The 25,415-nt window shown below is 64.9% G+C and carries 23 protein-coding genes; 12 read left to right on the top strand and 11 right to left on the bottom strand.

All coding sequences use genetic code 11. The annotated features are described in order from the left end of the window. Nucleotides 1–2: 2 nt before the first annotated feature. From L0B83_RS10505 to acs, 6 genes are all read right to left on the bottom strand, one after another. Nucleotides 3–791, bottom strand: a complete 789-nt coding sequence (locus L0B83_RS10505) for a DeoR/GlpR family DNA-binding transcription regulator (RefSeq protein WP_234758357.1) — start codon at nt 789–791, stop codon at nt 3–5. A gap of 31 nt (nt 792–822) precedes the next feature. Continuing rightward, nucleotides 823–2,883 (bottom strand): beta-galactosidase, encoded by a 2,061-nt coding sequence (locus tag L0B83_RS10500; protein ID WP_234758356.1) that lies wholly within the window; start codon nt 2,881–2,883, stop codon nt 823–825. Nucleotides 2,884–2,888: 5 nt separating this feature from the next. After that, nucleotides 2,889–3,797, bottom strand: a complete 909-nt coding sequence (locus tag L0B83_RS10495) for a carbohydrate ABC transporter permease (RefSeq protein WP_234758355.1) — start codon at nt 3,795–3,797, stop codon at nt 2,889–2,891. Then, nucleotides 3,794–4,798, bottom strand: coding sequence for a carbohydrate ABC transporter permease (locus L0B83_RS10490; RefSeq protein ID WP_234758354.1), 1,005 nt, complete (start codon nt 4,796–4,798; stop codon nt 3,794–3,796). Before L0B83_RS10490 ends, L0B83_RS10495 begins: the two co-directional genes overlap by 4 nt. 14 nt (nt 4,799–4,812) lie before the next feature. After that, nucleotides 4,813–6,129 (bottom strand): ABC transporter substrate-binding protein, encoded by a 1,317-nt coding sequence (locus L0B83_RS10485; protein WP_234758353.1) that lies wholly within the window; start codon nt 6,127–6,129, stop codon nt 4,813–4,815. Between the two features lie 197 nt (nt 6,130–6,326). Then, on the bottom strand, nt 6,327–8,333 hold the full coding sequence (gene acs / locus L0B83_RS10480; RefSeq protein ID WP_234758382.1) for an acetate--CoA ligase: 2,007 nt from the start codon (nt 8,331–8,333) through the stop codon (nt 6,327–6,329). Nucleotides 8,334–8,632: 299 nt separating this feature from the next. On the opposite strand from acs, the gene L0B83_RS10475 reads away from it, so the two are divergent. Genes L0B83_RS10475 through L0B83_RS10465 form a run of 3 tightly spaced genes read left to right on the top strand, consistent with a single transcriptional unit; the run spans nt 8,633 to nt 11,205 of the window. Further along, complete coding sequence (locus L0B83_RS10475) at nt 8,633–9,727, top strand: MFS transporter (protein WP_234758352.1); 1,095 nt, start codon at nt 8,633–8,635, stop codon at nt 9,725–9,727. A gap of 9 nt (nt 9,728–9,736) precedes the next feature. Then, complete coding sequence (nth, locus tag L0B83_RS10470) at nt 9,737–10,528, top strand: endonuclease III (RefSeq protein WP_234758351.1); 792 nt, start codon at nt 9,737–9,739, stop codon at nt 10,526–10,528. Continuing rightward, nucleotides 10,525–11,205 carry an NUDIX hydrolase gene (locus L0B83_RS10465; protein ID WP_234758350.1) on the top strand — a complete coding sequence of 227 codons (681 nt, stop codon included), beginning with the start codon at nt 10,525–10,527 and terminating at the stop codon, nt 11,203–11,205. Before nth ends, L0B83_RS10465 begins: the two co-directional genes overlap by 4 nt. Before the next feature lie 55 nt (nt 11,206–11,260). On the opposite strand, the gene L0B83_RS10460 is transcribed toward L0B83_RS10465, so the two are convergent. Together L0B83_RS10460 and L0B83_RS10455 are read right to left on the bottom strand one after the other, a co-directional pair. Further along, nucleotides 11,261–11,461 (bottom strand): YegP family protein, encoded by a 201-nt coding sequence (locus tag L0B83_RS10460; RefSeq protein ID WP_234758349.1) that lies wholly within the window; start codon nt 11,459–11,461, stop codon nt 11,261–11,263. 272 nt (nt 11,462–11,733) lie between these two features. Beyond that, complete coding sequence (locus tag L0B83_RS10455; protein WP_234758348.1) at nt 11,734–13,428, bottom strand: bifunctional 3'-5' exonuclease/DNA polymerase; 1,695 nt, start codon at nt 13,426–13,428, stop codon at nt 11,734–11,736. Between the two features lie 128 nt (nt 13,429–13,556). Between L0B83_RS10455 and ssd the strand changes: the two genes are divergently transcribed. The 7 genes from ssd (at nt 13,557) to L0B83_RS10420 (ending at nt 18,903) form a co-directional block, all read left to right on the top strand. Beyond that, entirely contained in the window at nt 13,557–14,702 is a 1,146-nt protein-coding gene (gene ssd, locus L0B83_RS10450) for a septum site-determining protein Ssd (RefSeq protein WP_234758347.1), read from the top strand. Beyond that, nucleotides 14,699–15,952 (top strand): TadA family conjugal transfer-associated ATPase, encoded by a 1,254-nt coding sequence (locus L0B83_RS10445; protein WP_234758346.1) that lies wholly within the window; start codon nt 14,699–14,701, stop codon nt 15,950–15,952. The genes ssd and L0B83_RS10445 overlap by 4 nt, the downstream gene beginning before the upstream one ends. Beyond that, nucleotides 15,949–16,740 carry a type II secretion system F family protein gene (locus L0B83_RS10440; protein ID WP_234758345.1) on the top strand — a complete coding sequence of 264 codons (792 nt, stop codon included), beginning with the start codon at nt 15,949–15,951 and terminating at the stop codon, nt 16,738–16,740. Before L0B83_RS10445 ends, L0B83_RS10440 begins: the two co-directional genes overlap by 4 nt. Then, a complete protein-coding gene (locus L0B83_RS10435; RefSeq protein WP_234758344.1) occupies nt 16,740–17,444 on the top strand; it encodes a type II secretion system F family protein in 705 nt (234 codons plus the stop codon). The genes L0B83_RS10440 and L0B83_RS10435 overlap by 1 nt, the downstream gene beginning before the upstream one ends. Nucleotides 17,445–17,639: 195 nt before the next feature. Then, on the top strand, nt 17,640–17,987 hold the full coding sequence (locus L0B83_RS10430; RefSeq protein ID WP_234758343.1) for a DUF4244 domain-containing protein: 348 nt from the start codon (nt 17,640–17,642) through the stop codon (nt 17,985–17,987). After that, nucleotides 17,984–18,472 carry a TadE family type IV pilus minor pilin gene (locus L0B83_RS10425; RefSeq protein WP_234758342.1) on the top strand — a complete coding sequence of 163 codons (489 nt, stop codon included), beginning with the start codon at nt 17,984–17,986 and terminating at the stop codon, nt 18,470–18,472. The genes L0B83_RS10430 and L0B83_RS10425 overlap by 4 nt, the downstream gene beginning before the upstream one ends. Further along, nucleotides 18,469–18,903 carry an Rv3654c family TadE-like protein gene (locus tag L0B83_RS10420; RefSeq protein ID WP_234758341.1) on the top strand — a complete coding sequence of 145 codons (435 nt, stop codon included), beginning with the start codon at nt 18,469–18,471 and terminating at the stop codon, nt 18,901–18,903. The genes L0B83_RS10425 and L0B83_RS10420 overlap by 4 nt, the downstream gene beginning before the upstream one ends. Nucleotides 18,904–18,924: 21 nt before the next feature. On the opposite strand, the gene sftH is transcribed toward L0B83_RS10420, so the two are convergent. Both sftH and L0B83_RS10410 read right to left on the bottom strand, forming a co-directional pair. Continuing rightward, nucleotides 18,925–21,249, bottom strand: a complete 2,325-nt coding sequence (gene sftH, locus L0B83_RS10415; RefSeq protein ID WP_268820784.1) for a DEAD/DEAH box helicase — start codon at nt 21,247–21,249, stop codon at nt 18,925–18,927. 94 nt (nt 21,250–21,343) lie between these two features. Then, nucleotides 21,344–22,039, bottom strand: coding sequence for a GNAT family N-acetyltransferase (locus L0B83_RS10410; protein WP_234758339.1), 696 nt, complete (start codon nt 22,037–22,039; stop codon nt 21,344–21,346). Between the two features lie 125 nt (nt 22,040–22,164). Between L0B83_RS10410 and trhO the strand changes: the two genes are divergently transcribed. Then, on the top strand, nt 22,165–23,058 hold the full coding sequence (gene trhO / locus L0B83_RS10405) for an oxygen-dependent tRNA uridine(34) hydroxylase TrhO (RefSeq protein WP_234758338.1): 894 nt from the start codon (nt 22,165–22,167) through the stop codon (nt 23,056–23,058). Between the two features lie 9 nt (nt 23,059–23,067). Here the strand turns inward: trhO and L0B83_RS10400 are convergent, their stop codons facing one another. After that, the gene (locus L0B83_RS10400) at nt 23,068–23,604 is read right to left on the bottom strand and encodes a DUF6023 family protein (protein WP_234758337.1); all 537 of its coding nucleotides are present in this window, start codon (nt 23,602–23,604) and stop codon (nt 23,068–23,070) included. Between the two features lie 108 nt (nt 23,605–23,712). On the opposite strand from L0B83_RS10400, the gene L0B83_RS10395 reads away from it, so the two are divergent. Then, the gene (locus L0B83_RS10395) at nt 23,713–25,386 is read left to right on the top strand and encodes a DUF7059 domain-containing protein (RefSeq protein ID WP_234758336.1); all 1,674 of its coding nucleotides are present in this window, start codon (nt 23,713–23,715) and stop codon (nt 25,384–25,386) included. The last annotated feature ends 29 nt before the right edge of the window (nt 25,387–25,415 follow it).

The raw sequence follows: 25,415 nt of genomic DNA, 5'->3' as shown, positions 1-25,415 counted from the left end.
GTTCACTTTCGTCGGGTCGTGGCGATCCTGAGCTTGCCCACGCCGTCGGCGAGAATGCGCCGCGCATCCTCGCCGAGGTGGGAGTCCGTCACGAGAATGTCGGCTTCCTCCAACTGGGCAATCGATGCGATGCCCACGGTTCCCCACTTGCTGTGGTCAGCCAAAACCACCACGTTGCGGGCCGCGCTGATGAACGCCCGGTTGGTTTCGGCTTCCTGCAGGTTCGGTGTGGTGAATCCGGCGTCCGCATCCATGCCGTGGACGCCCAGGAAGAGCGTGTCCAAGTGCAGCTGCTTCAGCGCGGCCGTGGCGATGGGGCCCACCAAAGCGTCCGACGGCGTGCGTTCGCCTCCCGTGACGATCACCGGGAAGCCCTGGCGGGAGCCGGTGGCATTGTGGAACAGGTCCGCGATCCTAATCGAGTTCGTCACCACGGTGATCCGCGGGCCGTCCAGGAGCACCTTGGCGAGCTCGTAGGTGGTGGTTCCTGCGCTGAGGCCTACGGCCATGCCTTCGTGGACAAGGGCGGCAGCCTCGACTGCGATCGCGTGCTTTTCCTCGACCAGTTGGGTGGATTTCAGTTCAAAGCCAGGTTCGTGGGTCCGGGCGTCCCCGGGCAGCTTGGCGCCGCCATGGATGCGTTCCACGAGGCCCGATTCCTCAAGTGCCTCGATGTCCCGCCGCACAGTCATCGCGGAGACGCCCAGCTGTAGGGCGAGGTCCGAAACGCGGACTACCCGCTCGCGCTGGACGGCGTCGACAATAGCGGTGTGGCGGGCTGCCTGGAGCATCGGAGCCTTTCTGGAAGGACGGCGGGGTGGCTTAGCGGGAGGACTCGACGACGGCGACGCCGCCGGCAGTAAGGTTTAGCGTACCTCCGGTGGCGGAACCGCTGAGGAGATCGACGCCGTCGAGCGCCACGTCCACGTCCCGCATGCTGTGGTTGATGACGAAGGTCCAGTCCTTGCTGCCGTTGCTCCTGCGGACGATCTCCACGTCGTCGGGCGGCCGCACGCCCAGGACTGGTTCCACCCCGGCATCCGAGCACAGGAGCTGGACGAGTTCGGTAAGCCCCGCGGAACCCAAGGTCGTGGCGACATAGTAGGCAGCGCCGCGGCCGGAGGATCCCGCCCGGCGGGTCACCGCTGGCGACCCCCCGACAGCGGTGCCTCCTGCGCCGGGGCCGGTGCCGCCGTCGAACGTGGCAAGGACCTCCGCCCCGGTTACCTTGCCCAGCTCGCTCCAGACCGTGCCGGAGCCGAAGCGGCTCAAGCCCACGGCATCGCCGGAGCGCAGGGGAAAGAATTCCTCCATGCTCACGCCCAGCAGCTCGGAGAAGGCACCCGGGTAGCCGCCGCCGTTGACCGGATCCATGCGGATGTGGTCGTTCTCGTCCACGATGCCGGAGAAGTAGGTCAGCACGAGTGTCCCTCCGGACTCGACGAAGCGGTGGAGGTTTGCGGCGCCTTCGTCCGTGACGAGGTACAGCATTGGCGCGATCACGAGTTTGTAGCCGGAAAGATCGTCCGTGCTTTGCCGGATATCCGTGGTGACGCCGGCCCGGAAAAGGGCATCGTGCCAGCGCCGCGTTTCGGACAAGTTCCGTGCGTCTTCGCTGGGATGCGAGTCCAGTTCGGTGCCCCATCGGGCGTCGGTGTCGTGGATGATGCACGCTTCGGCCAGCACCGTGGAACCGGCAACTTCCGAGATGCTTTCCAAGGCGCGTCCGAGCTCCACTACTTCGCGCCACACTTTGCTGTCCCGGCCGGCGTGCGGGACAAGCCCGGAGTGATATTTTTCGGCGCCGGCGCGGGAGGCGCGCCATTGGAAGAACAACACGCCGTCGGTCCCGCGGGCAACGTGCTGCAGGGAATTGCGGAGCATTTCGCCGGGGGCTTTGGCGACGTTGCGGGGCTGCCAGTTGACTGCCGAGGTGGAGTGTTCCATGAGGAGCCATGGTTTGCCCTGTGCCCAGCCGCGGGTGAGGTCCGCGGTCATGGCCAGGTCCTGGAAGTTCCTCTCGTCGGCTGCGATCAGGTAGTGGTCGTTGGAGACCACGTCCATGTGCTCCGACCAGCGCCAATAGTCCACAGGGGCGTGCAAGCCCATGTTGAAGCCCATGAAGTTGGTGGTCACGGGGTGTTTCGAGTGCGCCCTGATGATTTCCGCTTCGGCGTTGAAGCATTCAAGGAGCGCATCGGAAGAGAACCTCGCGAAGTCCAGTTGCTGCGTGGGGTTCACCCACGTTCCCGAACGGCGCGGCGGCAGGATCTCGGCCCAGTCGTAGTAATGCTGGGACCAGAAAGCCGTGCCCCACGCCTCGTTGAGCGCGTCCAGGCTCCCGTAGCGCTCCTGGAGCCATTCCTGGAAGCCACGCTCCGCGTGCGGGCCGTAGTCAGGCTGGTTGTGGCAGCCGTACTCGTTGTGCACATGCCACATCACGACGGCGGGGTGCCCCGCGTAACGCTGCACGATCGCCGTCGTCAGGGCTGCGGCAGCCCGGCGATAGTCCGGCGAGCACGCAGCGAAGGCCTGCCGCGAACCGTAACTTTGCCGGACGCCGTCGGCATCCACTGGGAGCGAATCGGGGTACTTGCGGCTGAACCAGGGCGGGGGAGAAGCACTCGCGTTCGCGAGATCCACGCTGATCCCGTTGGTGTGGAGGAGATCAAGGGCCCTGTCGAGCCAGCCGAACTCGTAGCGGCCTTCTTCGGGCTCCAGGAGTGCCCAGCTGAAGATGCCGACACTGACCAGGTTCACCCCGGCTTCCTTCATGAGGGCGACGTCGTGTTTCCAGACCTCTTCAGGCCATTGTTCGGGGTTGTAGTCGCCGCCGAACGCGATCCGGCCGCCCAGCTTGTCCACGATGTAGTCCATTGCCATGCGTTTTATCCTTTGCTGGAACCGAGCGTGAGGCCGGCCACAAATTGGCGCTGCAACACGAGGTAGATGATCAAGGTGGGTATCACGGTGATGGTGGCGCCGGCCGCCAGGAGGTTGTAGTTGCTAAGGAACTCGCCCTGCAGGTTGTTGATGGCCGTTGTGATCGGCAGGCGGCTTCCGCTTTGGATGAAGAGCAGTGGCCAGAAGAAGTCGTTGTAGATGAAAATGACTTCCAAGGTACCGAGCGCTGCGAGGGCCGGGCGGCATAGCGGGAGGATGATGTTCCAGTACTGCCGCCAGATCCCGGCCCCGTCCACGAGGGCGGCCTCGGTCAGGTCGGACGAGAGGGCCTTCATGTAGTTGGACAGCACGAAGGTGCAAAATCCGATCTGGAACGCCGTGTCCACGGCGATCACCGAGATGTAGGTGTTGAGGAGGTTGCCTGAGTCGCTGAAGGAGTACGGCAGGCTGAGGTGCTTGAACATCTCGAACAGGGGTGCGGCGAGGACCTGCGGGGGCAGGAGGTTGCCGGCCGTGAACATGATGAGCAGCGTGATGTTGAATTTCCAGCTCACCCGCGACACAGCGAAGGCCATCATCGAGGCGAAGAGCAGGGTCCCCAGGACCGCGGGGACCGTGATGATCAGCGAGTTGAAGAGGTATTTGGAGAAACCGCCTTGCGTCCAGGCCGTGAGGAAATTGTCGAAGTTGAAAGTGCCGCCGAAGCTGAAGTAGCCGTACTTGTCGGTATCCGCTTTGGGCCGCAGCGCCGTGAAGAGGGCCCAGGCCAGGGGTATGAGCCACATGACGGCCATGACGGTCAGGAAAATATGGGTCCCGTAGTGGCGCTTACGGGAATTCTGTCCCACCACCGTGACGGTGGTGTTCGGAATGGGGTTGGCGAGCGTGCTCATGCTTTGCTCTCCTTGCCGAAGGTGCGGATGAGGTAGAAGACGATCGGGATCAGCGAGATGACCAGGAGGATGACGGCAAGGGCCGATCCCACGCCGATTACCTGGCCTTCGCCCACGAGGTTCTGGATGACCAGGGCGCTCAGCAATTCGAGGCCGTTGGTGCCGCGGTTGATGACATACACAATGTCGAAGGCCCGGAGCGATTCGATGATGGTGATCACCACGATCACGATGTTGACGGGCCGCATGGCGGGGAAGACCACCCGGAAGAAGGTTTGGACGGCGTTGGCACCGTCAATCGCCGCGGCTTCCTTGAGGGAGGGGTCCACCCCCTTGAGCCCGGCCAGGTACAGGATCATGACGTACCCGGCGTGACGCCACGTCGCGGCGACCATGGCAGCCCAGATATTGACGTTCGAATCGCCGAACCAATCCACGGCCTGCGGTTTGCCGGCGGTGCCGAGGAGGTAGTTCAGCAGCCCGCTGTCCCTGTTGTAGAAGAGCTGCCAAATGATGCCGATCAGGGCCAGGGACAGCATGACCGGCGTGAAGAAGATGCTTTGGTAGATCTTGCTGCCGCGGATCTTCTGGTCGAGGAGCACGGCAAGCAGCAGGCCCAGGGGAGTTGCGATGAGGGCCAGGAAGACGAGCCACAGGATGTTGTGCTGAACGGCTGGCCAGAACGGGGGATAGTCCTTGAAGACGAAGCTGTAGTTGTCCGTTCCGGCCGGCTTGATGTCCTTCAGGTCCAAGCCGTTCCAGCGGGTGAAGCTCAGCCCGATCGAGAAGAGCGTGGGCAGCCAGACCAGCAGCAACTGGATCAGGGTAGGCAGGCCCACCATGATCGCGAGGACGAGTCTGTCACGCCGGGTGAGCCTGCGGACCTTGCCTGTTTTGCCGGGCCGCCTCCCGGTGCTTGGCTGGCGCTTGCCGGCCGCGGTCGGCCCTGCTGCGCCGGGTTCGCTGTCCGGCGCGGCGGGCTTTTCGGCGGTAGTACTCATGGGGATTCCTTCAGCTACTGGGCTGCGTAAAGGGACTTGGCCTGCGCTTCAAGGTTCTTGACGTCCACGCTGCCGTCCTTGATGAAGGACTGCAACGCGGGGATCATCACGTTGTTTGCCATGGCCGGAAGGGCGTCACGGTCCAGGAACTGGCTGATGTACTTGGCGTTGGAGATGGTGTCTGCGCACTTCTTGTTCAGCGGAGTGAACTTTGAAGTGTCGGCGCCCTTGACGGTGGCGATGTTGGAGCCATCCACGGACGAGTAGGCGTTCTGGCCTTCGGCGGATCCGATGAATGCCAGGAAGTCGTGCGCCGCCTTGTTGTCGCCTCCCTTCTTGGAGAGGAGCAAGCCGTCGATGGGTGCCTCGACGGCGTCGGTGCCTTCCACTGCGATTTCCGGGAACGGGAAGAAATCGATGTCCGCCAGCACCGTGGGATCCGTAAACTGCTGGGTCACGAAGGATCCAAGGAGGTACATGCCGGTCTTCTTGGCCTCAAGCGCCTTCGCCGCGTCCTGCCAGGTCTGGCCGAGGGCGGCCGGGTCCTGGAACGGCAGGAGTGCCTTCCAGGTGTCGAACACATCGCTGACCTTCTTCTGGTCCCAGCTTTCCTTGTGTGCGGTCAGGTCGATGTGGAACTGGTAGCCGTTGAGGCGCATGTTGATGTAGTCGAACGTGCCCATGGCGGGCCAGCCGTCCTTGTCCGCGAAGCCGATGGGAATGATGCCATCGGACTTCATCTTGGCGGCCAAGGTCTTCAGTTCATCGAACGTCTTGGGGACCGCGTAGCCCTTTTCGGCCCAGAAGCTCTTCCGATAGAAGAAACCCCACGGGTAGTTGTAGTTGGGGACCAGGTACATCTTGCCGTCCGGTCCGGTGGATGCCTTCTTCATGGCGTCGGAGAAGTTGCTGCCGATCGATGCCCACACATCGTCCACGGGAGCCAGCAGCCCCTTGCCCGCGTAGTACTGCATGCGATAGCCGGCGAACCACGTGAAGGCGTCGTCCGGGCTCCCCTGGAGGTAGGAGTTGATCTTGTTCTGGAAGTCGTTGTGCGGGACGACGTTGGTGGCCACCGTGACACCGGTCTTCTTGGTGAAGGCGTCGGTCACGGCCTTGTAGGCGGCCTTGGGAACGTCGTCCGAGGAACCTGAACCGAAGGTCAGGCTGTTCGAGCCAGTTCCGCCGGCTGGTGCGGATCCGCCCGTGCAAGCCGACAGCAGCGGAATGCCGGCGAGCCCCGCGGCGCCGATTCCGAGGGTTTTCAGGATGGTGCGGCGTCCAGGGCCGGTGTTGTGGGCCGACTGGAACGGGTCGCGATTCGCTGCCATGTTCTCTCCCTTGAAAGCGTGGTGCTTGTGAGTTATCTCACGTAGAACTCGACTATAACCGCTCAAAAGAGAACATGAAAGAACTAAATATAACATTCTGGCGAAAGTGGGTTTTAAGACAAAAACGGCGGTCCTCCTGGGAGAGGACCGCCGCCCTTGCGTCGTGGCGTGGTGCTTTTTGTCTGTCCGGGCAGAGGCTATTTCCGCAGCGACTCAGCGATCTGGGCCATGATCGTCGGATCGGACAGGGTGGTGGCATCGCCCACTTCGCGGCCTTCCGCGACGTCCTTGAGGAGGCGGCGCATGATCTTCCCGGACCGGGTCTTGGGAAGCTCGGGAACCACGAGGATGTGCTTCGGTTTGGCAATGGGACCGATTTCCTTGCCGACGTGGTTGCGCAACTCCCCGACGGTGGCGTCGCCGTCGTTGACGGCGTCACCGCGGAGGATCACGAACGCGACGACGGCCTGGCCGGTGGTTTCGTCGTTGGCGCCGACGACGGCGGCCTCCGCCACGGCGGGGTGGGACACGAGCGCGGACTCGATTTCGGTCGTGGAGAGCCGGTGTCCGGAGACGTTCATGACATCATCCACCCGGCCGAGGAGCCAGATGTCGCCGTCGTCGTCCTTCTTGGCCCCGTCCCCGGCGAAGTACATGCCTTCGAAGCGGGACCAGTAGGTGTCCTTGAAGCGTTCGGGATCGCCCCAGATGCCGCGAAGCATGGAAGGCCAGGGCTCACGGACTACGAGGTAACCGCCGTGCCCGTCGGGCACGGACTGGCCGGCCTCGTCCACGACGTCGATCGCGATGCCCGGCAGCGGGACCTGCGCCGAGCCCGGCTTGGTCGCCGTCACGCCCGGCAGCGGCGCGATCATCTGGGCTCCGGTCTCGGTCTGCCACCAGGTATCCACGATCGGGGCCTTGTTGCCGCCGATGACCTCGCGGTACCACATCCATGCCTCGGGGTTGATGGGTTCGCCCACCGAACCCAGGACCCGGATGGAGGACAGATCGTACTTCCCCGGGATGTCCCGGCCCCACTTCATGAAGGTCCGGATCGCCGTGGGGGCCGTGTACAGGATGGAGACCTTGTACTTCTCCACGATTTCCCACCAGCGTCCCTGGTGCGGCGAGTCCGGGGTGCCTTCATACATGACCTGGGTGGCGCCGTTGACGAGCGGGGCGTAGGCGACGTAGGAGTGGCCGGTGACCCATCCGACGTCGGCGGTGCACCAGTACACATCGGTCTCCGGGTGCAGGTCAAAGACCGCCTTGTGCGTGTATGCGGTCTGGGTGAGGTAGCCGCCGGTGGTGTGCAGGATGCCCTTGGGCTTTCCCGTGGTTCCGGAGGTGTAGAGGATGAACAGCGGGTGCTCGGCGTCATGCCCGACGGCGGTGTGCTCGCCGGAGGCGGCGCCGACAGTGTCCTCCCACCATTGGTCCCGGCCTTCGTGCCAGTCCACCGCTTCGCCGTTGCGCTTCACTACCACGACATTCCGGACGGTGTGGCCCGGCTTGGTGAGGGCTTCGTCCACCGCGGGCTTGAGCGGGCTGGGCTTGCCGCGCCGGTAGGTGCCGTCGGCAGTGACCACGAGCTTCGCCTCCGCGTCATCGATGCGCGAGCGCAGGGCGTCTGCGGAGAATCCGCCGAACACCACCGAATGCACCGCCCCGATCCGGGCGCACGCCAACATGGTGATCACGGCTTCGGGGATCATCGGCAGGTACACGGCCACGCGGTCACCCTTGGCCACACCCAGGGACTCGAAGGCGTTTGCCGCTTTCTTCACCTCTTCGGTGAGCTGGGCGTAGGTGTAGGAGCGGGTGTCCCCGGGCTCGCCTTCGAAGTGGATGGCCACCCGGTCGCCGAGCCCGTTCTCCACGTGCCGGTCCAAGGCGTTATATGCGGCATTGACCTCGCCGCCGACGAACCATTTCGCGAACGGCGGGTTGGACCAGTCGAGCGCCTCGGTGAAGTCCTTATCCCAACTCAGCAGTTCACGGGCCTGCTCCGCCCAGAACGCGGGACGGTCAGCGGCGGCCTTTTCGTATTCCGCCGCTCCGACCACAGCGGTGGCCGCGAACTCAGGGCTGGGCGCGAACTTCCGGTTTTCGTGGAGAAGGTTTTCGAGGGCATCGCCGTTGCCTTCCCCGGCGGATCCGGTTGCAGCGGCGGTCGTCGATCCATTGGCGTCCTGGGACATGTGAACCTCATCATTCATCAATCTCTGCCACGCGGCAGTCCCGCAGTGCGTTTCCGAACCCACCTTAGCGTTTTGAGCCGACAACCAGTGTCCGCGGTCACAATCTGGACCGTGAGCGGCTGATGATTCGCGCCGAACGGCGTCCACTCCCGCGCCAACTAGTGGACAGTCAGACGGGTGGCATAGGCTGAAGAGGTCTCGAGACGCGAGAACCTGCCGCGCGGTCCGGCCCGGAAATTGCTGGGTGCAGTCATGGGCGGCGGCGTCCGGAACACCGCCGTACTAAGGAGATTTTGCACATGAACCAGACGAGCCTAGGTCCGAAGAACGGCGCGCAGTCGCCAGGAACCGCCCCCGAAGCAGGAGCTGGATCCGGAGCGCCGGAGCCCGGCAGCATCACCTCCCCGAAATACCAAGCCGTCTTGGGCCCGTTCACAATCCGGGACACGACAGTTTTCGGCTCCATCTTGTTGATGTTCGTGGGGTCCCTCCTGCCGATGTTCGGCGGCCGCTACAACCTGTGGAACGTCAACAACCTTTTCTTCCTGGCACTGGGCATACTGCTTCCCTTGGTCGTTGCCGCTTTGTTCGTTGCCCGGCGCCTGCAGCCGGGCAACGTCGTGAGGATCGGTTCCCTCTCGACTGACCAATTCGCATCCGTCGTGGCATCTTTCGCCCTGGCCCTGTTCTTCCTCTCCGCTGCGGGCGCGTTTAGCGCCTTCGTGTTCGTCGGACTAATTGGCTCGGCAGGCCTCCTGGCCGCGACGGTCCTGGCTCCGCACTTGCCGCTCCTCCGCGACGATTTCAAGGACCGGGCCGAACAGCCGGCTCACGTTGTGGCGCGGGAATCGGCCATTCCTACGCGCAAGCCTGCAGCTCCGAAGCAGGCCAAGCCCAAGCCGGCCCCTGCCGCGACGGCGGCGGCCGAACCCGCCGTCGTAGCGTCCGTTCCCGCAGAGACTTCGGTCGCCGCAGCGACTCCGGTTGCCGACGGCGGGCGGGTCGCGAACGGGCCCACCCCCGCGGAACCCAAGCACTTGCCAGCTGCCACCGTGGCTACGCCCATCGTCGGTGGCCCGGACGCCGGCCCGGGTCCCGCCACCCAACACATGGGCATGGTCGATCAGGCCCGGGTTCACGAGCCCATCGGTGCAACGGTCGATCCGGTCACGCGAACGGACCAATCCGGGCACGACTCCGGATACCAGGCATTCTGGTTTGCTGTGGCCCATCCCCGGGTCGTCGTGGACGAGCACACGGGCGTGCCCGCTTTCACGATCGAGCCGGGCGCGTGGGTCCTGGCCCTCGAAGACCGCGGCGAGGAATTCCTCGTTCAGGATACGGACGGCAAGGTGGGCGTCCTGCGCGATCTCAGCCACATCGAACGCGGCTAGCCGGCCCACGTGGACACCGTCGTCGAAACCCCGCTGGCTTTGAAGCGGCGTGCGCGCAAAATCAACAAAGTGCTCGCCGAGCTCTATCCCTACGCCCACGCCGAGCTTGATTTCCGGAACCCGTTCGAGCTGATCGTGGCCACTGTGCTGTCCGCCCAGACCACGGACGTCCTGGTAAACCAGGTCACCAAGGTCCTGTTCGCGCGCTATCCGGATGCCCGGAGCATGGCCGAGGCCGAGCTTGCCGAGCTGGAGGCGATCCTCCAGCCCACCGGTTTCTTCCGTGCCAAGGCAAAGAACGTCCTGGCACTCAGCACGCGCTTGGTGGACGAGTTCGACGGCGAGGTCCCAGGCCGGCTTGAAGATCTGGTGACACTTCCCGGCGTCGGGCGGAAAACGGCGAATGTGGTGCTCGGCAACGCATTCGGTATCCCGGGAATTACCGTGGACACTCACTTCGGCAGGCTCGCGCGAAGGTTTGGGTGGACGACGTCCGAGGACCCGGTGAAGATCGAGTTCGACGTCGCCGAGCTGTTCGAGCCGAAGGATTGGACCATGCTGTCCCACCGCGTGGTTTTCCACGGGCGCAGGGTTTGCCATGCCCGCCGGCCGGCTTGCGGAGCTTGCGCGGTGGCCACGTGGTGCCCGAGTTACGGTGAGGGCGAAAAGGACCCGGTCAAGGCGGCAAAGTTGCTCAAATACGAACTGGCCCCGGGCAACGAAGCGCTCCTCGAAAAATTGCTTGCAGAGACCCATCGGGCGGCGGAGATCCGGATGGAATCGCAAAGGAGACCGGCATGACCGCGCTTGAGGATCTCGTCAGCCTCATCACCAGGGTCGATTCGGGCCTGCATCCCGGCCCGGATCCGCGGATCGCCGCGGCAGCCGTCGATCCGGACAAGGCGCGGAAAGCGGCCGTGCTCATGCTCTTCGGGGTCCTGGACGATGTCCCTGCGCAATCCGGGAAACCGGTGGCACCGGCGGATTTGGACGTGTTGCTTCTGGAACGCGCCCACACCCTGGACGACCATCCCGGGCAGGTGGCGTTCCCCGGCGGCAGCGTCGATCCCGGGGACGAATCAGCTGTCGCCGCAGCCCTCAGGGAAGCGGTGGAGGAGACAGGCCTGGACATCGATGGTGTCCAAGTGCTGGGTGTCATGCCGGAACTGGGCCTGGTCCGCAGCAATTTTGTGGTCACGCCGGTCTTGGCGTGGTGGGCGTCGCCGTCGCCCGTGAGGGTGGTGGACTACGCCGAGTCAGCGCAGGTTTTCCGCGTGCCGGTGCGTGATCTCCTCGATCCAGACAATCGCTACACCGGGACGCTCACGCGGATGGGCCGGACCTTCTCGAGTCCGGTCTTCCGGGTCAACGGGCTGGTGGTCTGGGGTTTCACCGGGATGGTGCTCAGTGGTTTGTTCGACGCTTTGGGCTGGACCGTTCCTTGGGACCAGGACCGCCTGATTGAGATCGAGATCTAGCCTCTGGCTGTAGGCGTGCCGCCCGCGGGAGCTCCGCCCGCTGCGCCGGTCAATGCTATGCGGCGCAACGGACTGTTTTTGACTGATCCACGACGATTCCCGTGGCGGCGTTTTCACGTACGGCGTTGATGCCCGCAACTACCGCCTTCAGGTCTTTGAACCGCGGCGATTCCGCCACCGGGGTTCCATCGGCTGCCGTCAACCGAAAGCGGTAGCCATCTTCGCCGTCCTTGAGAATTTCGAATCGTCCAGCCATCGTCGCTGTTCCCCCTTGAATGCTGCGTTGCACAGTGACTTCCAGTGAGTGCATCTCTGCACTGTGGCGTTCCTCCCGTCGAACACCACATGGCGAGACTATTCAGACTGAACCGGAGAATTGAAGTTACTTTGGGGTACATGACCTGACTTTGGGGTACATGACCTGCCCGGGTCATTCCGGGTTCGTTTCCGCCATATGACTCGCTTTCGGGCCCGCCCGCGGTTAGGGTTCCGGGCTTCAAAAGATCAGTGCGCGGGCAATCTCGCTGTTTACTTCGCCTGGTCGTAAGAATCGACGACGGCGACACTCACCGGAAATTCCACCGGAATCCGCCCGAACAGGAGTTCCTTTGCCGCGGACGCGGCCTCTTCGATGGCATTGATGCAAGCGTCAACCGACTCCGTTGGTGCGTGGACCATGACTTCGTCGTGAAGGAAGAAGACGAGTTCCCCGGAGGGCCGGCCGTCGGCACGTGCCGTGCGCAGCCGCCGTCGGAGTTCGGCAAGCCAGCACGACGCCCAGTCCGCCGCGGAACCTTGCACCACAAAGTTCCGCGTGAAACGGCCGCGCGAGCGGGCGATGCTGTCCGCGCGCCGCTGTTCTTCCGCCGTCGTGGATTGTTGGCTGCGGATCCAGCGTTCGGACGGCGGCGGGCTGCTGCGTCCCAGCCTTGAGGTCACGGTGCGGCCGCTTTCGCCGGCGCGGGCCGCCTCTTCGACGAAGCCGACCGCACGGGGATAGGTCCGGGTCAGCTGTGGCATGAGGCGGCCGGATTCGCCCGTGGTGGCGCCGTAGATCGCGCCGAGCAAGGCGATCTTGGCCTTGGAACGGTCGCCGCCGAAGCCTTGCGCGGCGATGCCGGCATACAAGTCCTTGTCCCGGGCAGCTTCGGCCATCTTCGAGTCCTGCGCCAGCGCCACCAGCACCCGGGGCTCGAGTTGGGAAGCGTCCGCAACGATCAGTTTGTGCCCCGGGTCGGCATGTACCGCGCCGCGGACCTGGCGCGGGATCTGCAACGCACCGCCTCCCCGGGACGCCCAACGTCCGGAAACCACACCCCCCACCACGTATTCGGGGCGGAAGCGCCCTTCACTCACCCAAGCGTCCAGCCAGGACCAGCCGTTCGCAGCGAACAAACGGGAGAGCTTCTTGTACTCCAGCAGCGGCCCGATGGCCGGATGCTTCGATTCCTTGAGTTCCCACTGGCGGGTGGTTTTCACCTCGATCCCGTTCCGATGCAGTGCGCGCATGAGGTCCTGGGGCGAATCCGGATTCAACTTTGGAGAGTGGAGAATCGCCCGGAGCTCGGTACAGAGCGCTTCGAGCCTGGGTGGCCGGTGGCCGGCGGGTGGCCTGGGGCCCAGGTGGCCCTCCAGGATTTCTTCATGCAGCGCCTCCTGCCATGGCACCCCGGTGAACTGCATTTCGGCGGCGATCATGGCGCCGGCGGATTCCGCGGCCAGCAGCAGCTTCAGCCGGTGCTGCCGGCCTTCTTCCTTGGAAGCCTGGCCGAGCGCATTTTGCTGGGCTGCGAACTCGGCCCGGATCTCGTCCAGCCCGGGCTGTATGCTGCGGGGCAGCACGTCGTCGAACAGCGCACCCTGCTCGGCCGGTGGCGGGGGCGGCTGGAGCACCCGCGGCGGAGCCTGGATTTCGTCATCTTGCGTGAGCTTCTCCGCGTTGCGGGCATAGTCAGTGTGGGCCGTGAACTCGGAATGGACCAGGATGGCGCGGCAGAGAGTGAGGTCGTGGCAACGCTCGAGTTCCACTCCGGCCTGAAGCATCTCCGGGTACCAGTCCTGCGTCCGGTTCCAGACCCAGCGCGGACGGCTCTTCTCCAACACGCTTACGACGCCGGTGAGATCCGCCGCCCGTACGACGCGAGGCTCCGCCACGGCTGCTCCGGCGGCGTTGACTTCCTGAATGGCTGCGCCGTCGGGATGGGCGGCGAGCAGCAGGTACATGCTGTCAATTCTGCCCTGAGATTCCGTGGAGCCCTGCACTCATCCTCCACAGGGATGGTTGTGCTGCTTTGTCCACATACGCCGATGCGGGCCTTCAATGCTCGCGGTGAAAGGGAAAGAGTGGGTTCATGAGCGGGCAACATCTCGAGCGGAACCACCAACCTGCCGGAAGATCCGGTCGACGGCCCGCGACGGCGGGCGGCAGGGACTCCGGCGAACCGTGGCTTCCTTCCAGTTCAAGCGAAGTCCTTCTCGTGACGGGGAACGCCACGTTGCAAGCCGAAACCGAACGGATCGCGGCCGCCGTGGGGGCCAGTCTCCGGACGGTCGTGGACCTGTCGGCTGCGCTTCCCGTGTGGGAGACCGCCGGGACGGTGTTGCTTGGGAGCGATATCCGCGAGCGTCCGCCCCGCCGTCGTGCGCCTTCCGTCTTGCTGGGCCTCAGCGGTTCAGGAGACTCGTTGTGGCATTTGGGAGCGGCGCTCGGGGCCGAACGTGTGGCCGTCTTGCCGGAAGCGGCGGCTTGGCTGGCTGAATACCTCGGTGCCTCGCGTGATCCGGACACCGGAGGGCTTGTGCTCGGCGTGACAGGAGGATGCGGCGGTGCAGGGGCGTCCACGGCTGCGGTCTGGCTGGCGCAGGAAGCGGCCGCCCGCGGAGTCCGGACCCTGCTTGTCGATGGCGATCCGCGCGGCGGTGGCCTTGAGCTTTGCCTGGCGGCTGAAGATACTCCAGGGCTGCGCTGGCCCGATCTTGCGGGCGCCAGCGGCAGCATCGGCACCGGGCAGCTCAGTGACTCGTTGCCCGCAGCCGGAGGATTCACCTTCCTGTCTTGGCCGGGCAGCCGCGACCGCCCCAGGGACGTGGAGCCTGGGGCCATCGCTGCCGTCCTTGACGCCGCGAGGCGGGGATTTGAGTTGATCATCATCGACATCGGCCGCGGAACCGAATCGCTGACCAGCTTCGCCTGGGACTGTGACCGGATCCTTCTCTTGGCACCGGCGCAACTCCGTGCCGCCGTCGCGGCCGCCAGGCTTCTCCAGGAGCTGCCGCCCGTGGACACAGCCTTGGTGGTCCGCGGAAATGCCGGTTCTGCCCTGGACGGACCGCTCATCGCGGAATCGCTGGGACTGCCCCTTCATGGCTTGTTTCCCGAACTCCGCGGCACCGCCGCGGCGGCTGAGCTCGGACGCCTTTTGGAATTCGGCAAGCGCAAGGCCGTGCGTCGCTTCGCGGAATCGGTACTTCAACTATTCGATGATGGCGCAGTATGAGTACCTCTGGACTCCCAAGCAGCGAACGTCGACAAAACACGCGGCTCTTGGACGCCGCGCTCCTTGAAAATGTGCGGGAAAGGGTCTTGGCCGAGGCTGTACCGGTCACTCCTTCGCGCGTGGCGGCGGCTGTCCATGCCACCGGCAGGCTGCTCGGAACCGCGGGGGCGCTTGCCGCCGTCGAATCCATCAGCGCCGAATTGAGCGGACTTGGACCTCTCCAGCAGCTCGCCCGGGATGCCTCCGTGACGGACATCTTCGTGAATGGCCCGGACTCGGTGTGGTTCGACCGCGGCAACGGGCTGGAACGGGCGCACGTGCACTTCGACGGCGAAACCCAAGTCCGCGCCTTGGCCTCCCGGCTTGTGGCGGCGGGTGGGCGCCGTTTGGACGACGGTTCGCCGTGCGTCGATGTCCGCCTCGACGGCGGATACCGTGTGCACGCGGTCCTGCCCCCGATTTCCACCGCCGGAACCTTGTTGTCCGTCCGGATTCGGCGCGAAGAGGTCTTTTCGATGGTCGAGCTCAGTGCTGGCGGCATGTTCGGGGCACCCGTCCAGCAAGTGCTGCATGCCATCGTTGACCACAGGTTGAGCTTCTTGATCAGCGGTGCCACCGGTTCCGGAAAGACCACATTGCTCTCCACGATGCTTGGCCTGAGCAGCCCGCACGACCGGCTTGTCCTCATCGAAGACGCCTCGGAGCTGAAGCCCGTGCACCCGCACGTGGTTTCCCTGGAATCCCGGCACGGAAACCTTGAAGGCGGTGGCGTGCTCGATCTTGGCGAACTCGTCCGGCAGGCCTTGCGGATGCGGCCGGACCGGTTGATTGTGGGCGAGTGCCGTGGTGCAGAAGTCCGTGAGCTGCTGACTGCACTCAATACCGGACATACGGGTGGCGGCGGAACCATCCACGCGAACGCTGCATCGGCCGTCCCGGCCAGGCTCGTGGCCTTGGGGGCGCTCGCCGGCTTAAGCAGGGAAGCCGTTCAACTTCAGCTTTCAACGGCATTGGACGCGGTAGTCCACGTCGAGCGGACGCAGGCAGGCAGGAGAGTGTCCTGCATCGGATTGTTGGCGGGGGACGCGTCCGCCCAAACGATCATTCCTGCCATCGAACTGCGGGCGGGTGCCGCCGTCGCCGGTCCCGCGTGGACGGACCTCGCGGCTCGCCTTGAACTGGACCCCGCGCTGCTTCCCGGCCCTCACGGACTGGGCTCCAGCCCGGATCGCCTTGGCGCGGTCGCATGATCGGGTTCCTCATTCTCGTCTTGGCGGCCGCGGCGTGGGTGGTCTTCCAACCGTCCCGGCTCCTTGGAAAACGGCTCACGCGCACCCTGCCCCGTGCTCCTGCGGCTGGCGCCGGGGCGCGCTGGCCCCGGCGACGCACGCGCTCGGACGCATTGCCGCTCACCGTACTCGCACAGCAGTTGGCCGCCCTCCTCCGGGGCGGCCGTTCGACGTCGCGGCTCTGGGAAGAACTCTGGATGGTGCATGGAAGCAGGGATGACCGCCCTGCCTCGCTCGACGCCGGGCACCGCAAGGCGCGGAGCGAGGCGCCGGGATTACCTACGCTGTCGGATGGGTCCCTTCAGGTTCTCGCAGCGGCCCGGGCGGCATCGATGATGGGGACGTCAGTCGCCGAAGCCATCAGGACCTCGTCAGCGAAGAGCCTTCGGGGACGGAATCCCGTGGAACATCGAATCTGGGGAGAACTTTCCGCCTGTCTGGATGTTGCGGAGGCTAGCGGCTGTCCGCTGGCGGATGTACTCACGAGGTTCGCCGCCCAGCTTGAGGCCGAGGACGACGCCGGCGATGCCCGGCAGACTGCCCTGGCCGGTCCGAAAGCCACCACGCGCCTTCTGACGTGGCTGCCGGTGTTCGGCTTAGGGCTGGGCATGATGCTTGGGGTGGATCCGTTCGGAGTCCTGTTGGCGAATGGCCTGGGATGGGCGGCGCTCGCGGCTGGGTGCCTCCTGACCGTCGCCGGCAGAATCTGGTCAGCCCGGTTGGTGCACGCCGCGGTGGGCATTGACTGATGGGCCCGGCATTCCCGGCCATCGCGGTGACGCTGGTCTTGCTCGTCGCAGCGATCTTCGGACTGGCTTGCCAAGGGCGAAGCCGGCGGCGCTCAATCCTGCGGACGGTCCGCATCCCGCCGGGAATCAACGACCCGCTGGGAAGCAGCACCTCGTTGGGAAGAAACGACCCACTGGGAAGCAGCGCCTCGTTGGGAAGACACGGCCCACGGAACAACACCGGCCGGGACGAGGCGGCCGGCATTCTCGCCGAGCCCGATAAGCAGGAAGGCCTGCGTAATGTGCCCATGATCCTCGAGCTGGTAGCCGCCATGCTCGACTCCGGGGCGGGACTCGGACGGTCCCTTGAGTTGATCGCCGGGTGCGCGTCCCCGCAGCTTAGCCGCTCCCTGCGAACGGTGGTTGCTGCCCTCGATATCGGAACGGACTGGGAGACGGCATGGCGAAGCTCAGGCCGGAAATGCGCCGAAGCCCACACACTCAAGGATTCGCTCGCCTTTGCTGCACTGACTGGAGCGCCCTCCTCGGCGATCCTCTATGCCCAGGCAGCCCGCTTGCGGCGTGAACAATTCAGGAAGGCGGAAAAGCGCGCTGCCGCGCTCGGGGTGAAACTCGTGATTCCACTGGGTCTGTGCTCCTTGCCGGCCTTCATCTGCCTTGGCGTGGTCCCCGTGCTGTTGGCCATGCTTCCGCCCGGCGGATAGCTGGCGGTCCCGCGGCGTCCCGGGTGTCCGCCGACTCAAGCGAGTCACCCTCCACGCAAGCCAGTTTCCCTCCACAGGACCGCCCGGCAGCGCGTTTTCCACTTAGGAGAGTTGGGGCCTTTCGAAGCGCACACGCCGACGGAAGAGTCGGACTACAGCCGGCAGCCGAGCCGGCCCCCGCAGAAAGGAACTGACATGAGCGCAACCGTCCATACCGCCCCGACCCCTCTGGCCCCCGTCCAGGCAGACCCTCCCAAACCGGTGGCCAGGGTCCTCGAGTTGTTCCCGGGCAACAAGTCCGCGCGGCTACCGGCCCACCTGCATTACGGTGCACGCCGCGGCCGGCCGGGCGACGATTCTGCAGCTCCGAAACAGTCGAAGATGCGGCTCATGGGGTCCGAACTCGGGATGGCAACGGCCGAGTATGCCATCGCCACGCTTGCCGCAGTGGGCTTCGCCGGACTCTTAGTGGTCATCCTTCGCAGCGAGGAAGTACGTGGATTCCTCCTCAACCTCATTCGCAGCGCTCTCTCCCTGCCATGACGAGGCAGCGGGGTTCAAAGCCAGGGACCTTCCTTGCGCGGGATAAAGGTGCAGTCACCGCCGAATTCGCCGTCGCGCTACCTGCCGTCCTGCTCCTTTTGGCCCTCCTTCTGGCAGGAGCGGCCGCAGGAATCACCCAGCTTCGCGTGGAGGGGGCGGCCAAGGCGGGAGCAAGGGCCCTCGCCCGAGGAGATGCCCCTTCAACGGTCGACGGCATCGTCCGGATGCTGGCAGGCGACGCGGCTTCGGCTGCGGTTGACGAAGACGGAGAGTGGATCAACGTCACGGTCTCCGCCCGGGTCGTCGGCCCCTTGGGTTCTTTGATCCCGTGGAGGCTTTCTGCGTCGGCATCGGCAAGGGTCGAGACCCCGACGTCGACGGCCGCCACCGCGTCCTTCCCCGCTGTCGGGGATGGGGTTGTGGATTTCAAAGGTGCTATGCCGGTGGCAGCGCTCCAAGCCGCTGTGGAAGAGGTCGCGGCGTGAGGGCGGGTACTGTCCGCACCGGCCAACGCTGCTCTCGGGTTGCGGAGCGCAACACGGCGGTACGTGGCGGCCGCGCCGGTGATCCGGGGCGGTTTGCGGAACTCGGCTCGGGAACCATCCTGGCTGTAGCCCTCGGTTTCGTTGTCATGGCCTGCCTGGCTGCGGCGTTGACCCTGGCCCAAGCCATGGCGATGGCCCACCGCGCAGCGGCCGCCGCAGATCTCGCCGCGCTCGCAGGAGCCGACGCGGCCCGCGGCCTGGCTACCGGAGATCCGTGCGTGGTCGCAAGCGAGACGGCCGCTCGACACGGAGCTTCCCTGTCGGCTTGCACGGTGCGCGCCGGAGGGATCGTGGAAGTCCGCACAGAGCTGGACCGCGGCGCAGTTTTCGGAACGGCGACCGGCCGGTCCCGGGCAGGCCCGCCACCCTAGGAAAGGTTCAAGACCAGGGTTCTAAGTCGCGTCCCGCAGGAGTACGTCGATCAGCGTGACCGCGGCGTCCTTGTCCAGCGGATTGTTCTTGTTGCCGCATTTGGGGGACTGGACGCAGGAAGGGCAGCCGGTGTCACACTCGCACGCTTTGATGGCGTCCCGTGTTGCGGTCAACCACACTTTGGCTTTGTCGAAGCCGCGCTCGGCAAATCCGGCACCGCCCGGATGGCCGTCGTGCACGAAGATCGTGGGAACTCCCGTGTCGGCGTGGAGCGCGGTTGAGACTCCGCCGATATCCCAACGGTCACTGGAAGCGACCAACGGGAGAAGACCGATTGCGGCGTGCTCGGCAGCGTGAAGCGCACCCGGGAACTGCGCCTCGATAAGGCCAGCCCCAGTCAGCGAACGGTTGTGAACCTCAAACCACACGGCCTTGGTGAAGAGATCCCTGGCCCCGAGTTCCAGCGGTTCTTCCCCCAAAACCTCATTCGAAATCAGCGCCTTGCGCTGGAAGGAGACCACCTGCGTTGTTACCTTTACTTCACCGAAGTGGACCGCGATGTCCCCCCATTCCATGGTCCGGAGTGTCTGCAGGACCTCGATCTGCGTCACATCCCGTGCCGTGGTGTAGTAGTCCGGATTCGCTCGGCGAACCACCACGCAATGCTCCTCCTCGTTCAGTTCCTCCACCAGGTAACTGTCGCCTTGGTGCACGTAGATCGCGCCCGTATGCGCCTGATAGTGGGTCTGTGGAGAGTCCATGGTGCCCAAGAGGGAGCCGGTCTCGGAGTCCACGATGCTTACAGGTCCGCCGCCATCTGCGCGGAGGTTTACCATGGCCGCGGCGCTTTCGGGGTGGGTCCAGAACCAGCCTGCAGGCCGTTTCCTCAGGTAGCCCCGATCCACCAATTGATTCAGCAGGGACTCGGATGTTGGTCCGAACAGCTCGAGTTCCGCCACACCGATCGGGAGCTCGGCGGCCGCCGCGCACAGATGGGGTCCGAGCACATACGGGTTCCCGGGATCGAAGACGGTGGCCTCGACCGACACGTCGAAGATCGCCTCCGGATGGTTGACGAGGTACGTGTCCAGGGGGTCGTCGCTGGCCACGAATGCGGCAACGGCGTTTTGTCCTGCCCGGCCGGCCCGTCCAATCTGTTGGAACAAGGACGCCCTTGTCCCGGGCCAGCCGGCTACCAGCACGGCATCCAACCCGGAAATGTCGATACCCAATTCCAATGCCGACGTGCTTGAGACTCCAAGCAGCTCACCGGAACGCAAAGCCTTTTCCAAGGCCCGCCTCTCCTCGGGCAGATAGCCGGAGCGGTAGGCAGCAACCCGCCGGGGCAGGCTGGGATCCACTTCGTCGAGGAGGCGTTTGGTGATGGACGAAATTGTTTCTGCGCCGCGCCTCGACTTGATGAAGGCGATGGTCCGCACACGGGAGGACACCAGGTTGGCCAGCAAGTCCGCCGTCTCGGCCACGGCGGTCCTCCGGGATTTTGCCCCGTTTTCGCCCTTCAGCTCGGTCAGCGCAGGTTCCCAAAATGCCACCGTCGTGGAGCCATGCGGTGAGCAGTCCTCGGAAATTTCGCGGACGGGGGTGCCGATGAGCCGGGCAAAGGACGTGCCGGGGTCCGACGCAGTCGCTGACGCCGCAATGAACACCGGTTCAGGGAAGGAGGTTCCGGCACCGTAGTAGGCGCAGATTCGCCGGAGCCTCCGCATGAGGTTGGCGACGTGGGAACCGAACACCCCCCGGTAGCTGTGGGCTTCGTCCACGATCACAAAGCGCAGCCTGCGGAAGAAGCGGGCCCACCATGCGTGGTTGGGCAGGATCCCGAAGTGCAGCATGTCGGGGTTGGCGAGGATGAAGTTGGCATGATCACGGATCCACCGGCGCTGGGATTGATCGGTGTCGCCGTCGTAGGTCTCCGCCCGGACTGTCGGCAGTTTGAGAGCGCGGATCGCCGCCAGCTGGTCCGCCGCGAGAGCTTTGGTGGGGGAGAGGTACAGGGTGACCGCACCGTCGTCGTGGATCTTGCCCGGCTCGGACAGCACCCGCAGCTCTGAACGATGGATCGCATCGAGGGCAGGCAACTGGTAGGCGAGCGACTTCCCGGACGCGGTCCCGGTGGCAATGACGACGTTTCGGCCGGAATGCGCGAGCTCCGCTGCTTCGATCTGGTGCCGGTACGGTTCGTGGATGCCCACGGATCCGTAAGCGGCAACAACATCCGGATGAACCCAGCCGGGCCACGCCTTGTGGACTGCTTCGCGGGCCGGAATAGTGCGGACATGTCGCAACTGCTCCGGGTCCGGGCTCCTGCCCAGAAGGGAGATCATCGATTCAGTTGCGTTCACATGAACATTCTGTCATCGCGCCGGAAGCCGACGACGCCGGTAGCCGCCGGCGGCCCGCTGCGGAGGCCCAGTACCGCTACGCGACAGACAGGTCCGTCTCGTCGACAGGCTTGGTGGACATCATGAGCACCTGGCACACATGCTTCCAGCCGAGGTGGGAATAGAGATGCTGTCCGTCCAAGGAAGCCAGGAGGAGTCCGCTTTCGACATCGTATTGGAACGCCTGCGCGGCGAGGGCTTTCATGATGAAGCTGCCCAGTCCCCGGCGCTGGTAGTTGGGCTCGGTGACGATTTTGTCGAACACCGCGGTCTGCTTGACCACGAATACCTGACCGCTGGCGGCTACCTCTTCGCCGGCATGGACCACGGCGTAGTGGACGCCCTTGCTTTCGGAAGTCGTGAGCTTGAGGTCGTCATCGGAGAGCCACGGATCTTCGGCGTCCTGGGTCCCCATGTCCACAATCATCATCGTCTGGGAGTCGGAGGTGACGTTCAATCCGTTCTGGCGAGCCAGTTGCGTGTAGCGTCCTGCGTCGTTCGTGAGGATCGTCAAGATCCGGGTGTCCGCCTCGGCGGTCTTGGCAGCCAGCGCTGCGAATTCGGCGCCCGACGGGTCGTGCGCGAAGAATTCCCAGTCGCCGGTCTTGTCCGCACGCAGGGCTGCCGGGAACCGGCCCTCCTTGTGCGTTTCGTAGCTCCGGGACCCAGACCAGCCAGCCACCCAGATTTCGAGCAGCTCAGCGATGTCTTCAACCAAGGCGTCGTGACTCATGTAGAGAGACTATGCCAGAGGTCTGGGAATCAACAGGGGCGGCCAGTAACAGCTCCATTAACACTTAGAGCGGTCCAACGGCGGCCCGACACGTCGGTTTGGGGCCACCAAGTACCCTTAAATACGTGGCTTTAAACAGAATTGTGCTCTTCTATGGCTTTACACCGATCGCGGACCCGGACGCCGTCCGGCTCTGGCAGCGCGCGCTGTGCGAGAAGCTCGGACTGACCGGGCGCATCCTCATTTCCAAAGACGGCATCAACGCCACGGTCGGCGGGGAACTGAACAACGTCAAGCAGTATGTGAAAACCACCAAGGAATACCAGGGATTCCGCAATATCGATTTCAAATGGTCCGAAGGCGGAGCCGACGACTTCCCGAGACTCAGCGTCAAGGTTCGCGACGAGATCGTGTCCTTCGGGGCCCCCGGCGAACTGAAGGTGGATGAGAACGGCGTCGTCGGCGGCGGGACCCATCTTCAACCTGAACAGCTCCATGCACTTCTGGAGGAAAAGAAGGCAGCCGGGCAGGACGTGAAGTTCTTCGACGGAAGGAACGCCTTCGAAGCCCAGATCGGCAAATTCAAGGATGCGATCGTTCCCGACGTTGCCACCACCCACGACTTCATCAAGGAACTCGACTCGGGAAAGTACGACGACCTCAAAGACCAGCCCGTCGTCACGTACTGCACCGGCGGGATCCGGTGCGAGGTCCTTTCGAGCCTCATGGTGAACCGCGGCTTCAAGGAGGTTTACCAGCTCGACGGCGGGATTGTCCGCTACGGCGAGGCCTACAAGGACCAGGGTCTGTGGGAAGGTTCCCTCTACGTTTTCGACAAGCGCATGCACATGGAATTCAGCGACGACGCCAAGACCATTGGCCAATGCGTCCGCTGCCAGGCGCCCACCAACAAATTTGAAAACTGCTCCAACCCGAGTTGCCGCAACCTCACCCTGTATTGCGCCGAATGCGCCTCGAACCCGGAAACGCTGCGTTGCCCGGAGGGCTGCGCGGCCTAGTACCGGTGGTCAGATCCGGCTCACCCGGTACGCAAAGTTTGCTTGCGCACTTGCGGTGACCGTGATGCCCAGGACGGCATCGGTCACCAATTGCAGGACCTTGACCCGTGTGGTGCCGCACTGGACCATTGCCTCGATGAGGATGTCGTTCCCGTTCCGCACAGTGAACTCGGCGTTGCGGGTGCCTCGGCACGCCAGCGTCACTGCATACGTTCCCCCGGGAAGCTGTGTTGTCTCTTCGGCCCGTGACTCCCCGGCGGACAACACGCCGAAGCTGCTGTCAAAGGACAGTCCATTCTGGTCTGGAAGCACGTCCTGCGCCCAAGCCTTCAGCGCATCGCCCGTGACGGTCTGTCCAAGGGCCGGGTCACGGGTGAGCACCGGATCCGTGATGACCGCCGACGTCGGACTGCTCGACGCCGTGCGGCCGTCGCCGTAGGTGTATTCGCACGACGTCAATGTGCCGCATGCGAGCACACAGCAAAGCACGACGGCGGGAATCGCCGGCGGCGTCGTTGCTAGCTTCAGGGCGCGTGCCCACGCCATAGTCCGACTCTACGCCCGGCCGCAACCGGGAACGAAGCGGCAGTTACGAAGCCCGCGGAAGCAGGTGCCACGGCGAAGGCCAGCGGCAAGCCCCAATAGACTTGCACAGTGACTGATCCCGCAACGCCCGCCATCTTTGGGACTGCTCCCTCCACACTCGACGCACCCCGCAGCGACCTTCCCGTGCTGTTGACGGCGCTCCGCGACGACCTGCGAAGCGTTGGCTACACCCTGAACGGAGTGGCGGCACTGCTGGGAGAGTCTGCGCAGGCGGCCCTTGCCAGGGACCAGCTCATCCCCGCGCTTATCGTCACCGAAGCGGCCGGCTCGTCCGCAGACCCGGCGACGGACCCCGCGAAAGCCGCGCTCGCCGTCGTCGTGCGCTTGTGGCTTCTCGCCGTCCCGCAAACTGAACGCGACCTCGACGCCGCCCTGCCGCACGTGCGCACCGAGGGCCTGGTGGAGCTCGGCCTCGTGGTGAAGAACGACGACGGTGCTGTGGCCGCGAAGGTGGATTTGCGGCCGTACGGCTGGGAAGGTGACTCCGGAACAGGCGGCAGCGGAAACGGCGGTGCCGAATTGTGGGTTGCCAGCGACCTCGCCGCACATCAACAGCCGGGCGTACTCCGTCACGACCACGTGCTGGGCATCGGACAGGCCTCCACCACTCTTGTCCAGACCACCATCCGGCGGCCCGCGAAACGCGCCCTCGACCTGGGCACGGGCTGCGGAATCCAGACCTTCCACCTGCTGCACCACTGCGAGCACGTCACCGCGACTGACATCTCCGAACGCGCCCTCGCGTTCACGCGCTTCAACCTGCTGCTCAATGCGGAGGCCCTGCGCCTTGATCCTGCCGATCTTGAGTCGCGCGTGAGCCTGCGGCTGGGATCCCTGCTGGAACCCGTGGCCGGCGAAGCCTTCGACCTGGTGGTATCGAACCCACCGTTCGTGATTACCCCGCGAAACGCCGGCGAGCATGCCTCGGATCAGTTCACATACCGCGACGGCGGGCTGCCGGGCGACGACATCGTCGCCAACCTGGTCCGCACGCTGCCCGATTTTCTCGCGCCCGGCGGCACGGCGCAGATGCTCGGCAACTGGGAAATCCCCGCGGGCAGCGGCTGGAGCGATCGGCCCGCGTCGTGGCTGGAAGGGTCCGGCACGGAGGCCTGGTTCATCCAGCGGGAACAGGTTAGTCCGGAGCTGTATGCGGAGACCTGGCTGCAGGACGCCTCCGAGGGCCGTGACCGCGAGCTCTACAGGAAGGCCTACGCCGCGTACCTGGACGATTTCGCCTCCCGCGACGTGGAGGCGATTGGCTTTGGAATGATCTGGCTGCGCCGGCCGCAGGAGCCGCGTACCGGAACCGCCCTGAGCCGGTTCGAGGAGATCACGTACCCCATCGAGCAGCCGATCGGTCCACACCTTGCCGCGGCCGTCGAACGCGCCGATTGGCTTGACGCCCACGAACTCGCCGACGCCCACTTGGTGGTGGCCGATGACGTCACCGAGGAACGGCACCAGCGCCCCGGCGCCGAGCACCCCGGCGTCATCTTGCTGCGCCAAGGAGCGGGACTGCGCCGGACAAACCTGTTGAGCACCGAGCTGGCTGGCTTCGTGTCGGCATGTGACGGCGAGTTGTCGGTCCGCCAGCTGATCGGCGCCTTGGCCGCACTGCTGGGTGGAGGGGACGACTTCGACGACGACGCTTTCCGCGCAGGGTTGCTCTCCGACGTCGCGAACCTGGTCCGCGACGGCTTCCTGCTTCCCGCGGCATAGGACTGCCGCATAGGACTAGTGCGGCGGAA

Source organism: Arthrobacter alkaliphilus (assembly GCF_021483235.1).
Taxonomy (GTDB): Bacteria; Actinomycetota; Actinomycetes; order Actinomycetales; family Micrococcaceae; genus Arthrobacter; species Arthrobacter alkaliphilus.
The sequence above is the reverse complement of the archived record's forward strand: the minus strand, read 5'-3'. Positions and strand labels throughout refer to the sequence as shown.

What these genes read in the sequence shown, in the direction of transcription:
- L0B83_RS10485 (WP_234758353.1), bottom strand. Translation starts at nt 6,129, where the DNA reads ATGGCAGCGAATCGCGACCCGTTCCAGTCGGCCCACAACACCGGCCCT.
- L0B83_RS10490 (WP_234758354.1), bottom strand. Translation starts at nt 4,798, where the DNA reads ATGAGTACTACCGCCGAAAAGCCCGCCGCGCCGGACAGCGAACCCGGC.
- sftH (WP_268820784.1), bottom strand. Translation starts at nt 21,249, where the DNA reads ATGATCTCCCTTCTGGGCAGGAGCCCGGACCCGGAGCAGTTGCGACAT.
- L0B83_RS10460 (WP_234758349.1), bottom strand. Translation starts at nt 11,461, where the DNA reads ATGGCTGGACGATTCGAAATTCTCAAGGACGGCGAAGATGGCTACCGC.
- L0B83_RS10500 (WP_234758356.1), bottom strand. Translation starts at nt 2,883, where the DNA reads ATGGCAATGGACTACATCGTGGACAAGCTGGGCGGCCGGATCGCGTTC.
- L0B83_RS10430 (WP_234758343.1), top strand. Translation starts at nt 17,640, where the DNA reads ATGAGCGCAACCGTCCATACCGCCCCGACCCCTCTGGCCCCCGTCCAG.
- L0B83_RS10435 (WP_234758344.1), top strand. Translation starts at nt 16,740, where the DNA reads ATGGGCCCGGCATTCCCGGCCATCGCGGTGACGCTGGTCTTGCTCGTC.
- L0B83_RS10475 (WP_234758352.1), top strand. Translation starts at nt 8,633, where the DNA reads ATGAACCAGACGAGCCTAGGTCCGAAGAACGGCGCGCAGTCGCCAGGA.
- ssd (WP_234758347.1), top strand. Translation starts at nt 13,557, where the DNA reads ATGAGCGGGCAACATCTCGAGCGGAACCACCAACCTGCCGGAAGATCC.
- L0B83_RS10505 (WP_234758357.1), bottom strand. Translation starts at nt 791, where the DNA reads ATGCTCCAGGCAGCCCGCCACACCGCTATTGTCGACGCCGTCCAGCGC.
- L0B83_RS10445 (WP_234758346.1), top strand. Translation starts at nt 14,699, where the DNA reads ATGAGTACCTCTGGACTCCCAAGCAGCGAACGTCGACAAAACACGCGG.
- L0B83_RS10425 (WP_234758342.1), top strand. Translation starts at nt 17,984, where the DNA reads ATGACGAGGCAGCGGGGTTCAAAGCCAGGGACCTTCCTTGCGCGGGAT.
- L0B83_RS10455 (WP_234758348.1), bottom strand. Translation starts at nt 13,428, where the DNA reads ATGTACCTGCTGCTCGCCGCCCATCCCGACGGCGCAGCCATTCAGGAA.
- L0B83_RS10465 (WP_234758350.1), top strand. Translation starts at nt 10,525, where the DNA reads ATGACCGCGCTTGAGGATCTCGTCAGCCTCATCACCAGGGTCGATTCG.
- L0B83_RS10400 (WP_234758337.1), bottom strand. Translation starts at nt 23,604, where the DNA reads ATGGCGTGGGCACGCGCCCTGAAGCTAGCAACGACGCCGCCGGCGATT.
- L0B83_RS10410 (WP_234758339.1), bottom strand. Translation starts at nt 22,039, where the DNA reads ATGAGTCACGACGCCTTGGTTGAAGACATCGCTGAGCTGCTCGAAATC.
- acs (WP_234758382.1), bottom strand. Translation starts at nt 8,333, where the DNA reads ATGTCCCAGGACGCCAATGGATCGACGACCGCCGCTGCAACCGGATCC.
- L0B83_RS10495 (WP_234758355.1), bottom strand. Translation starts at nt 3,797, where the DNA reads ATGAGCACGCTCGCCAACCCCATTCCGAACACCACCGTCACGGTGGTG.
- L0B83_RS10440 (WP_234758345.1), top strand. Translation starts at nt 15,949, where the DNA reads ATGATCGGGTTCCTCATTCTCGTCTTGGCGGCCGCGGCGTGGGTGGTC.